The 11,388-nt window shown below is 36.5% G+C and carries 13 protein-coding genes; 2 read left to right on the top strand and 11 right to left on the bottom strand.

All coding sequences use genetic code 11. The features are described from left to right. Positions 1-157: 157 nt before the first annotated feature. Genes IGK72_RS05200 through ireB form a run of 3 tightly spaced genes read right to left on the bottom strand, consistent with a single transcriptional unit; the run spans position 158 to position 1,189 of the window. Positions 158-463: a DUF1292 domain-containing protein gene (locus IGK72_RS05200; protein WP_002357933.1), complete on the bottom strand. Its 306-nt coding sequence runs from the start codon at positions 461-463 to the stop codon at positions 158-160. 37 nt (positions 464-500) lie between these two features. Next, complete coding sequence (gene ruvX, locus IGK72_RS05195; RefSeq protein ID WP_002357936.1) at positions 501-923, bottom strand: Holliday junction resolvase RuvX; 423 nt, start codon at positions 921-923, stop codon at positions 501-503. Further along, positions 920-1,189 (bottom strand): regulatory phosphoprotein IreB, encoded by a 270-nt coding sequence (gene ireB / locus IGK72_RS05190; protein ID WP_002357937.1) that lies wholly within the window; start codon positions 1,187-1,189, stop codon positions 920-922. The genes ruvX and ireB overlap by 4 nt, the downstream gene beginning before the upstream one ends. Positions 1,190-1,624: 435 nt before the next feature. Here ireB and IGK72_RS05185 point away from each other — a divergent pair, with 435 nt between their 5' ends. Together IGK72_RS05185 and IGK72_RS05180 are read left to right on the top strand one after the other, a co-directional pair. Next, positions 1,625-2,377: a threonine/serine exporter family protein gene (locus tag IGK72_RS05185; protein WP_002357938.1), complete on the top strand. Its 753-nt coding sequence runs from the start codon at positions 1,625-1,627 to the stop codon at positions 2,375-2,377. Positions 2,378-2,382: 5 nt separating this feature from the next. Next, positions 2,383-2,883 carry a threonine/serine exporter family protein gene (locus IGK72_RS05180; RefSeq protein WP_002382172.1) on the top strand — a complete coding sequence of 167 codons (501 nt, stop codon included), beginning with the start codon at positions 2,383-2,385 and terminating at the stop codon, positions 2,881-2,883. Positions 2,884-2,934: 51 nt separating this feature from the next. On the opposite strand, the gene IGK72_RS05175 is transcribed toward IGK72_RS05180, so the two are convergent. From IGK72_RS05175 to IGK72_RS05140, 8 genes are all read right to left on the bottom strand, one after another. Further along, positions 2,935-3,801: a TIGR03943 family putative permease subunit gene (locus IGK72_RS05175; RefSeq protein ID WP_002379343.1), complete on the bottom strand. Its 867-nt coding sequence runs from the start codon at positions 3,799-3,801 to the stop codon at positions 2,935-2,937. An 18-nt stretch (positions 3,802-3,819) separates the two neighbouring features. Beyond that, entirely contained in the window at positions 3,820-4,734 is a 915-nt protein-coding gene (locus tag IGK72_RS05170) for a permease (protein WP_002379342.1), read from the bottom strand. Between the two features lie 210 nt (positions 4,735-4,944). Further along, positions 4,945-5,751 (bottom strand): MBL fold metallo-hydrolase, encoded by an 807-nt coding sequence (locus tag IGK72_RS05165; RefSeq protein ID WP_002357943.1) that lies wholly within the window; start codon positions 5,749-5,751, stop codon positions 4,945-4,947. A 56-nt stretch (positions 5,752-5,807) separates the two neighbouring features. After that, positions 5,808-6,662: a two-component system regulatory protein YycI gene (locus IGK72_RS05160; protein WP_010819928.1), complete on the bottom strand. Its 855-nt coding sequence runs from the start codon at positions 6,660-6,662 to the stop codon at positions 5,808-5,810. Then, on the bottom strand, positions 6,662-7,972 hold the full coding sequence (locus IGK72_RS05155; RefSeq protein WP_002385989.1) for a YycH family regulatory protein: 1,311 nt from the start codon (positions 7,970-7,972) through the stop codon (positions 6,662-6,664). The genes IGK72_RS05160 and IGK72_RS05155 overlap by 1 nt, the downstream gene beginning before the upstream one ends. Beyond that, positions 7,969-9,798 (bottom strand): cell wall metabolism sensor histidine kinase WalK, encoded by a 1,830-nt coding sequence (gene walK / locus IGK72_RS05150; protein ID WP_002357946.1) that lies wholly within the window; start codon positions 9,796-9,798, stop codon positions 7,969-7,971. Before walK ends, IGK72_RS05155 begins: the two co-directional genes overlap by 4 nt. 6 nt (positions 9,799-9,804) lie before the next feature. After that, positions 9,805-10,509, bottom strand: coding sequence for a response regulator YycF (gene yycF, locus IGK72_RS05145; protein ID WP_002357947.1), 705 nt, complete (start codon positions 10,507-10,509; stop codon positions 9,805-9,807). Between the two features lie 173 nt (positions 10,510-10,682). Beyond that, the gene (locus IGK72_RS05140; RefSeq protein ID WP_002399963.1) at positions 10,683-11,384 is read right to left on the bottom strand and encodes an MIP/aquaporin family protein; all 702 of its coding nucleotides are present in this window, start codon (positions 11,382-11,384) and stop codon (positions 10,683-10,685) included. Positions 11,385-11,388: the final 4 nt, after the last annotated feature.

Here is an 11,388-nt window from a genome sequence, read left to right as displayed (position 1 = left end):
CAACATCTTGTAAAACTAGACATTACTGTTCTTCTTTATTCACCACACTCAATGATAGCGATAGTATCTTATGATAGAAACAACATGCACATTATAACAATTATTATTAAGAAAGCTACTTCTCAATAGGAGAAGTAGCGCTTCTCTCGTTACAGTTTTACTCTTCTTCTTCAGCCATGAATGTATTGAAAACTTCTTCAATCATATCCCATTCAGCGTCTGTTTCGATTTGCTGTAAATCGCCTTCTGTACCTTCTGCGTTTTCCACATATGAGTAAGCTTGCAATTCAACATCTTCATCCTCAGGAATTCCTGCTGGATATAATAAAACATAATTTTTACCGAATTCTTCTTGACCGTCAACAGTTAGTAAGATCTCGTATAATGTTTCATTTCCTTGTTCGTCTACTAAAGTAATGTGTTCATGTCCTTCGTGATCATGATCGTGGTTGTGTTCTGTCATTCTTCTTCTCTCCCTTGATGTATTCAAAGCTCGATAATTATCGGCTATGTGCATCTAAATAATTTTGTAGAATCATTACTGCCGCTAGTTTATCAATGACTTTTTTTCTTTTGGCTCTTGAAGCATCTGCTTGCTCCACCAAGAAACGCTCTGCTTGGACAGTTGTTAATCGTTCATCTTGATAGTCAACAGGTAATTGAAATAATTCTTGAATCTTATCACCATATGCCATGGATGCTTCAGCTCTAGGACCGATGGAATTATTCATGTTTTTCGGTAAACCTACGACAAATTTTGTGACTTCGTATTCTTTCACCAATTCACCTAATCGCTCAAAACCGAAGTTCTCTTCCTCTTCATTGATGCGAATAATTTCGATGCCTTGTGCTGTCCAACCTAATAAATCACTAACAGCCACACCGACTGTCCGTGAACCTACATCTAGCCCCATGATCCTCATTTGATATCGATTCCGTGGTTCGCTAAATAATATTTGGTTAATTCTTCCATGATTTCATCACGTTCATGACGACGAATTAAGTTTCGAGCATCTTGATAACGAGGAATGTAAGCCGGGTCCCCAGAAAGTAAATACCCTACTATTTGGTTAATAGGATTGTATCCCTTTTCTTCTAATGCCCGATATACGGTTTCTAACGTTTCACTGATTGCTTTTTTTCGATTATCATCAAAATCAAAGCGTACTGTTTCGTCTGTAAAACCCATTTTACTACACCTCACTTCTACTTTTATACAATTTTATTTTACTAGAAAAGAACCGAAACTACAAACAAAATTTCTTCTCCTTCTCTCTTTTTTGTTATTTCTTAGTCTTTTATTAATAAAGGCTTCGTAAAAAAATGACAGCCATCGATAATTTTAAAATTATAAAAACAAATACACAACTTTATAAAACAAGAATAAAACTCTGCTAAATCGCCAGAATATCACCTTTCCCTCCAATTCATTTTGCGAAAAAATCGACGTTTTTCTTTTAAAAACTTTTAAATATCTATGATTAAATAATATCAGCCTTTTAATGTTACAATTCGCTAACAATCTGTTTACGATGTAAATTTTCGATTGCAGCTGTTATTTATTTCCTCTTTTTGGTTCGTTTGTAGTACACTAGAAGAAAATACATAAAGTGAGGCTTGCTCAATGACTCCTGCTCATTTGGATTTACTTTTAGAAACCTGTTTGTTAGCTGGTAAAATTATGATAGAAAGCGATGCAGAAATGTACCGTGTTGAAGATACAATGAGCCGAATTGCGCTTGCTTCTGGCAACTATCGAATGGTTAGCTATGTGACACAAACCGGGTTATTTGTTGGCATAGATGGAACCTCCACGATTCGTATGGTTCAAGTAATGAAACGTGGCATTGATTTAGAAAAAATCTCTCGTGTGAATCAGCTGTCTCGTGCTTATGTGGCTGGTGATTTTTCTTTAGAGGAATTACTGAATAAACTAAAAGTGATAGATAGTGAACACCGACATTTTCCAATTAGCGCACGCATTGTTAGTGCGGCCGTTGTCAGCGCTACAATTATGATTCTTTTTGGTGGTGTCTGGTCCGATTTATTCTTGACTTTTCTGATTGGTGGTTGCGGCTATAGTCTTTATTATTTTAGTTTAAAGTTTCTCAAGATTAAATTTTTATCTGAATTTTTAGCTTCGCTGTTCATTGGTGCAGCCGCTATTCTTTCAGTCAAATTGGGACTCGGACAATCGCAAGATTTAATCATCATTGGTTGTGTCATGCCTTTAGTGCCTGGTGTGCAAATTACCAATGCTCTTCGCGATTTGCTAGCTGGACACTACTTATCGGGTGTTTCTCGTGGGACTGAAGCATTAATGACTTCAGGAATGATTGGTTTTGGCATTGCTTTTGTCTTTCAACTTTTCTATTAAAAGGAGTGACTTACTTGCTAGGAATCGTTTTGGTACAATTTATCTTTAGTTTTTTAGCTTCTGCGGCGTTTGCGATTATTATTAATGTTCCTCGACGATCACTGGTGGCTTGTGGTCTAACTGGTAGTGTGAGCTGGATGCTTTATTGGGTAATCGTTGAAGTTTTTAGTGGGAATGCGGCATTAGGTTCCCTCATCGGTGCTGTCGGTGTTGCGGCAGTAAGCTACCTATTCTCAAAAATATTGAAAATGCCTGTCACGATTTTTAATATTCCTGGTATTGTTCCATTGGTACCTGGTGGCTTAGCTTATCAAGCTGTTCGGAATATCGTAATTGGCAATTATGAAAAAGGTGCCTATTTTACCGTGCAAGCTGTAATGATTGCTGGGGCAATTGCGTTAGGCTTAGTCGCTTCTGAGGTTTTCAATCAGAATATCCGCAGCTTTCGAGAAAAAAGAGAATCTTTGGGTTTTATTCGTCGTAAACGCAACAAAATTAAAAAATAGATAGCAAAAAAGTTGGTTGCTTCCATTTGATAAGGAAGCAACCAACTTTTTTTAAAAGGAACGATAGACATATTGATTTTTTGGTGCTTGATCTGCTTTGACTTTCTCAACTTGCACAGTTGGTATTTGCCGTTTAAACGGTGGATAATAGGATAACTCAACCGTTCCGGTAATCGTTACCCAATCATTGTTTTGAAATTGAGTATGTTCAGGAAAATGAACCAACAAGCCAAAAACGCCAGAATCAGCGACACAATGAATAATCCCAAAACGGAAGACAAACTGGTCAACACTTTCTTCTCGTTTTGAATTATAGACAAAGCCTTTATAAGAAATCCTTTTCCCTGCAAATTGACTTGGATAATTATAGATTAGTTCCATAATTTCCAAATAGTTTTCATCCGTAATTGAAATCACAGATTGGCCATCATATTGTTTCATGGCTTTTGCCATCTGCTTGTCATAATCCGTCTTATTGAAATACATACTTGTATCAGGTTTCAAATATTGCGTTTGCATATCAGGATCCCCTACTGATTCTTTACTTACTGGAAAGTTAAATCCTTTTGCTTCAACAATTGTTGTGTCTAAACTAACTGTCGGAAATAATAAGCCAACAATCAACGGTAAAGAAAGTAGTAAATAGGCAAGCCCTCTTTGGCTGGGTTTTTCCAAATTATGCTGATGGCCATGATGTTCATGTCCCCCATGTTGGTGCATGTCTTCATGTTTTTTTTGTATTGATGGATCTGCTTGGTTCCACAAAATCAATTGGACAATCGCCATAATAAAAGCTAAAACCATTGATAAAACAGCTAAGTAATTATAATGAATATTGATATATTGGTTCAGTTCACCTGAAATTTGAAGATACATCATCAACCCCATATATCCAATTAAAATAATAAATCGTATCATCGATTGTAGGCCTCCTTTCTAAACTACTGCCGCATAAATAGTTACGACAAGCGCCACTATCAAAACAAATTGTACAATGAATGACATCTTAAAATAACGTTTCATCATCAATAAATTTTTAATATCTACCATTGGACCAAAAACTAAGAAGGCGACAATTGGTCCTGTGCCAAATAAACTCAAAAGAGAAGAACCAATAAATGCATCCGCTTCTGAACAAAGTGATAGAGTGGCAGCGATGACTAGCATGACTAGAATCGCTAAAATCTTTGAATGGCCTAATTGCATAAGTGCACCAGTTGGGATATACGTTTGCATGATTGCTGCCAACAAAGAACCAAAAATTAAATAGCGACCTGTATCAAAAAATTCATCAATACTATGGGTTAACGCTGACCAGCCGTTTTTCCAAAATGAACGAACTTCATCAACGTGTTCATGCGTATGAGCAACCTGCTCTTCTTTAATCTGCGCCAACTCTTTTTCTGTTAAAATTGATTCTTTTCGAAAATAAGCTAACCAAATGCCGATAACCCACGCGACAATCATACTACCTAAAACTCGCCAAATCACAAATTTTGTTGCGCCACTAAAAGCTACGTATGTTGAGAATAGCACAATTGGATTAATGATTGGTGCCGTTAACATAAAAGCAAAAGCGGTATGTGTTGGTACATCTTTTTTTACAAATTGATGCACAATTGGTACAATCCCGCATTCACAAGAAGGGAAGAAAAACCCTAGGAAACTACCTACACAAATTGATAAAAATTTATTTTTAGGTAACACTTTTTTTACTCGTTCTGGTGTTAAAAAAACATGTAAAGCGCCTGAAATCAAGCAACCTAACATGACAAAAGGCAATGCTTCGATAATAATCGAAAGAAAAATAGTGCTCATCTGTAAAACAGAGTTTGGTAAAAATTGAAACATTATAGACCTCCCACTAATAAAAATCTAGTTAACTATACTCCTAACACCAGACAAACACAAGTATTTGTCAAAAAATTAACTAAGAGTTTAAAAGTATTATCACCGATGTCTCTGTCAAACCAGCTAGATAAAAGAACAAAAAATGAGCATGGGACAAAAATCACTTTGGATTTTTGCTCCACGCTCAAAAACTGATAAACCACCATTATTCTAAATTTGAAATAACTCTGAGGCTGAATCGGGGTCTGTATCATATACCTTAAATGCTTCACCGACGCCTAAATCCTTTTGCTTCAAAGTAGACTCCATTGCCATTCGCGCATGAAGTTTCGTATTATTTTCTTTGCTAAGATGACCTAAATAAATGCGTTTTGTTTTATCACCTAACACATCCGCCATCACAAGAGCACCATCATCATTGGATAAATGGCCTTTATCTCCTAAAATCCGTTGTTTAAGACTCCATGGATAAGGTCCTGCTCGCAAAATTTCAATTTCATGATTGCTTTCGACTAAATAAGCATCTGCATTTTCAATCGTACCACGAATATGATCGCTACAATAACCTGTATCCGTTAGAACAACAAAGGAACGATTATTGCGATGAAAACGATAAAATTGAGGCGCAATCGCATCATGTGAGACACCAAAACTTTCAATGTCCATATCTCCCAAGGTCAAAACTTTGCCCATTTCAAAAATATGTTTTTGAGCGACATCGACTTTGCCAATCATGGGATCCATCGCTTGCCACGTTTTTTCATTGGCATAGACATCTAACTTATATTTTCGCGCTAACACGCCAACGCCATGAATGTGATCCCGATGTTCATGTGTAACTAAAATCGCATCTAAATCTTCTGGTTTACGATTGACTTCTGCTAACAGTGAAGTGATTTTTTTGCCACTTAAACCCGCATCTACTAATACTTTCTTTTGGTTGGTTTCAATAAAAAGGGAATTGCCTGTACTGCCACTGGCAAGAACACTGATATTAAAAGCAAACTCTGAATCCATTTAAAACTCTTCCCTTCTACATTACAACATTAACGTGTTTCATTATACAACGGACCTTAATGTTTTTCCACCTTTGGCACAGTATTATTTGTGATGATGGTATTACTTACGGCATTCACCTGTTCAATTTCAACTGAATCTTCACCAGTAGAAATTCCTACAAACCAGACTGGAACGTATACATTTTTCTCACGAATTTTATAAATTCTTGAATAGGCCAATTTAATGAATGTTATTTTAGAATTACTAGGAATCCGATTATTCATATAGAGCGTGTCTATCGCATCACGATTGGAATATAAATCCGTTTTGTCTCGTAACTCTTCAATATTTTCAATGTGCGTTTGCGAATATTTACTAATTTTCCATAATTCACCTGACGTATCTGCTAAAATACTTAATTTTGCCGTGTCATCTCTAAAGGGAATTCCTTTATACAATTGTGCAGCCACAATTTCTGCCGTCGGCTCTTTTAAATGAGAAAATTCTGGTAAGTATTGATATTCGTCTCCGAATAATAAAGCATTTTTTTCATTTAAAAAGGTACTTAAATCTTTATCAATTTTCTTAGGATCAATAAAATAGTTTTTACTAGGCACACTCGTTAAAGTATTATCCGCAATTTGCAGCCCATTTCTCAAAAAGTTTTTATTCTTTTCACGTTGGATTTTTAAAGCAGCAGAAAAATTGGTTTGTTCGCCACTTAAATAATAGCCTTCCAATCGTTCTGAAGAAAGTGTCCCTTTATACGAGATGTTATCTTTTTCCAACCGACTTTCAATCGATTCTGTTTGGCTGGAAGAAGAGACGTTGCTCTCCTCTTGTTGACCTTCCCGATAAATTCCAAATAAAAAGATATTTAATCCTAAAAATGCTAAGAAGAAAATCCACTCAATTCGTTTAAAATCCATTAGCCCACCTCCAAGCTTGGTAATTGTTTTACCAAGTCCGTTGCAGTGTACCAATTGTTGTTATAAAGGACATACCATTCCGGACTTAAATCAACGACTTGTTTGACTTCTTCAATTGTCTGCCACGTATAACCGATAACAGCCGATTGGATTTTTTCCTTTTTAGCACCAGCCGTTTCTAAACGCTTAATCAATTTTTCCGTGCTTTCCAGCGTCACTTCTTCTTCTGAAGGAATCGGCACTTGGATCGTATTCACACTTGTGTTAATGGTTACGCTTGGCGCAGCACCATCGTTGTTCGTGATGCGAATATCCACTTGGCCTTTTAAATCATTACTGAACACTGGAAAACCTTCCACAAAAGTCCGATAATTGACACTATCTTTCGTTCGATCAAAGTAACGTAAATTCCCCATATTGGTTCCTAAACGTTTTACATAAGAAAAGCTTTGATTATAGATTGAATCCCGTTTATTCTCTTCTGGCAAGGTCCCTTTAAAATCAATTTTTCCCAGTTTTTCTTCTGCAAACAATCGTTCTTCTTTACTCGTATAGGTTAAGTCTTGACTGTCTTCATTGGTTTGGATATCTTCCGTTTCATTGAAAAAAGCATTCCTAAAACGAGTAACTGGTTGCGAAGCTAAAATATAACTGTACTTTTTCAACTTCATATCATTGGTTAAATAACATTGCCCTTGTTTGGTTAGCGTATTTTCGGAAACGTCTTGATATTGTAATCCCTCTTTATTGATAATTCCCATTAAGCGCGCCTTATTGACAGTCATGGGCGCTTCATAGACATTGGCTTGGTCATAATCTAAAAAGCGTATCTTATTTTCGTTAAAATCCAATTGAATTTTCGTAAAATACTGGTCCGTCAACTCATTAAAGTTAGTAAAATTAATGGATAGATTATAAATCGAAGCATAGTCCGAGATTAAAAAGGGACCTTGATAAAGAAGTTCAATGCCTTGTTCCATTTGGTTGTAGCGCTTAAGTTGCTCTGCATTTTTTGTCACAACTTGTGTCAATTTACCAAACGTAGCCATTTTAATATCATTTTGAACATTACTAATTAATGTTTCACGATTACTTTGCATCGCTTTTCCATCAGTTATTCGAATCAATTGCAAAGGTAAATAGACATCGCCAATGGCTTTTTCATTGACAGCTGTTGTGACTTGGCTTCCCGACTTCATTTCTGGTATTTTTTTGGCAGAATTCAGCCAGATATTGACTGAAAAATATATACTTAAAATGACCATCAAAATCAAGCCAATTCTTGTAATCCATTCTGATAATTTCATCATTCCCACCAATCCTCTTCATAAGGTTCATATGGTAGTGAAATATAGAAAGTCGATCCTTCACCTTCTGTACTTTCCACCCAAATACTCCCGTTATGGGCCCGAATTACTTCTTTAGAAATTGCTAAACCTAAACCAGTCCCACCTTGTGCTCGCGCACGTGCTTTATCCACACGATAAAAACGCTCGAAGACTTTCCCGAGATCTTTTTTAGGGATGCCCAAACCTTGGTCCGAGATACTAAAGACGACATTATTATGTGTTTCAACTAGTCGGCAGGTAATGACGCCGCCATCTGGCGAATACTTAATCGCATTGTTCAAAATGTTGTCTAAAACCTGAATTACTTTGTCTGTATCTAACTCTACCCATAAATCGCGTTTAGTAAATTCACGGCGAATTTTGTAATTTTTTTGCTCATTTTCAATCATCATATCAAAGCGATCCAAGACAAAATTAATCAATTCGTTAAAATTCACATATTCTAATTGAAGATGTGTATTCCCAGAGTCCATCCGAGATAAATTTAACAAATCATTAATCATACGAATCATCCGGTCGGTTTCTTCTAACGTGACTTTTAAGAAATTCGGCGCAATCTCAGGGTTTTCCCAAGCTCCTTCACTCAAAGCCTCTATATAACTACGCATACTTGTCAAAGGCGTTCGCAACTCATGAGAAACATTGGAAACAAATTCCCGTCTTTCCCGTTCGTTTTTTTCCTGTTCTGTGACGTCATGAAGTACGCAAACTAAGCCAGTAATAAATCCTGATTCCCGACGAATCATTGTAAAGTCTACCCGGATAATCATTTGGTCTTCTTCACGATCAGACGTTGAGCGATCAATCAGCAGTTCATCTGGCTCTTCTAACAGCTTCCGCAATGTGTAATCTTCTTCAATATCTAACAACTCTAATAACGAGGTCCCAATCACATTTTCATTTTTTACATTTAATAATGAAAGGGCCATCTCATTAATCGTAATCACCTTTCCGCGGCGATCCGTCGCAATGACACCATCTGTCATATGCGTTAAGACACTATCTAAACGATTTCTTTCTGCTTCCATTGTTTCTTGTGCTTCTTCAATCCGTTCTGATAATTGATTAAATGTTTCTGCTAATTGGCCTAATTCATCTTTTCCATGGACTTCTACTTTTCCAGCGTAATCACCACGAGCGATTCGAATGGCTTGCTCGCGCATTTCACCAATCGGCTTCGTGATTGATCGTGCAATCAGTAAGGTCACAATAATCGAGATTGCTGCGGCAATAATAGAAGCAGTGAAAAAGATACTTGCTGTGTTGGTAATTTCTTGGTATTTATTTTCTAAATTACTTTTCACATAAAGGACACCAATCACTGTTTCTCCAGTAGGCGATTGAATCGGCTGAACATTCACATACACGCGTTTATCATTATCTAAAGCTTGATATTTTTTACTCGTAAAGTCATTTAAATCACGATAATCATTCTTTTTCCCAATAATATTTTGTTGATTTAAATCATTGGTTGCCCGAATAATCCCTTTATCATCGACAATTCTCGCTTCAGAAATATCTGCATTTGAAAAATCAGATAACGCTTTTTTTAAATTTGCATCAACGTCACTACGTTCGAGATCTTTGTTGCTCATCTGCGTGCTTAACGTATTTGACAATTGGACAACTTGGGAATCCATATTCTTTTTAAAATCGGAAATTGTAGTGGCTTCCAATTCACGAATGAAATAGCCACCAATGATTTGAATCGCAATCAGTAACAGCAGAATAAATGATAACGCAATCTTAAAATTAACAGATTGAAAAAAGTGAACTTTTTTCTTCATACCTGATTACTCCTGTTCAGGATTTCTTAGATAATAACCAACCCCACGACGAGTAACCAAATACGTTGGATGACTTGGACTATCTTCAATTTTTTCTCTTAAACGACGCACGGTTACGTCCACTGTCCGCACATCACCAAAATAATCATAACCCCAAACGGTTTGTAACAAATGTTCACGAGTCATCACTTGTCCGATATGTTTTGCTAAGTAATAAAGTAACTCAAATTCACGGTGGGTTAATTCAATTTTTTCACCCCGTTTTGAGACCATGTATGCATCAGGATGAATGGTTAAATCACCAATCGTTAATTCAGATTGTGTTGTCACCTCGGCTTCTTTCGCATTGGTTGCACCTCGCCGTAAATTGGCTTTTACACGAGCAACTAATTCACGATTTGAAAATGGTTTCGTTACATAGTCATCGGCTCCTAATTCTAATCCTAAAACCTTATCAATTTCAGAATCTTTGGCAGTCACCATAATGATTGGCATATCATGTGTTTTGCGCACTTCTCGCGCGACTTCTAAGCCATCCATTTTAGGGAGCATTAAGTCTAAAATAATTAAGTCTGGTTCCACTTCTTCCACTTTTTCAAGTGCTTCTTCTCCATCGTAAGCAGTAAATACTTCATATCCTTCTTTAACCAAATTATATTTAACGATCTCTGAAATTGGCTTCTCGTCATCAACTACTAAAATTTTCTTCACAAAGAGACACCTCTTTTTCCTTCTAATCTTATTTGATACTTTCCTATTATACCTTATTTTGATGATGTTTTCATCTTTGGTTAAAAATGCGCCTTTAGGTTCTCCTAGTATAACAAAAAAAGAATCTCTGACAACAATTGACGCTTGTTATCAAAGATTCTTCTTTCGCTAATCTATTCTTCCGTATCTAAGACGAATTTTGCTACAAGAGCGGCTAATAATCCACCAATTAATGGCGCAACGATAAAAATCCACAACTCAGATAACGCTGAACCACCCGCAAAAACGGCTGGCGCGATGCTACGAGCTGGGTTGACAGAAGTTCCTGTCAAAGGAATGCCGACTAAGTGAATCATTGTTAGTGTTAACCCAATTACGATTCCTGCTAATGAAGCATTGCCTTTCTTAGCACTTGTAACTGTCATGACAACTAAAACAAAAATAAATGTTAAAATAATTTCGACTGTCAATGCACCAGCAACACTTAATTCCCCTACGCCATTTTGACCTAAGTTCTCAATACTTTTACCAGCACCTTTTAGAATGCTTAATAAAGCAAATGAGGCAATCAAGCCACCAACAATTTGTCCCACTACATAGTAGATTAGTTCCATTGTTGTCATTCGTTTATTAAGCCACATTCCTATAGAAACAGCTGGGTTTAGATGTGCACCTGAAATTGTGCCAATACTATAGGCAGCAGCAACGATTGTTAACCCAAATGCTAAGGCAATCCCCGTTGTTCCAATCCCTTCCATACCATTTCCTAGAACGGCTGTTCCTGTCCCAAAAAAGACAAGAATAAATGTTCCTAAACATTCTGCTATTGCTTTTTTCACAAAAAATTCCCCCTTTGTAGATGAATTGTAACACATTCGT

Origin of the sequence: Enterococcus sp. DIV0183, assembly GCF_050541505.1 — a bacterium.
GTDB lineage: Bacteria > Bacillota > Bacilli > Lactobacillales > Enterococcaceae > Enterococcus > Enterococcus faecalis.
Note: the sequence above shows the minus strand (reverse complement) of the source record. Positions and strands in the feature narration are given on the sequence as shown.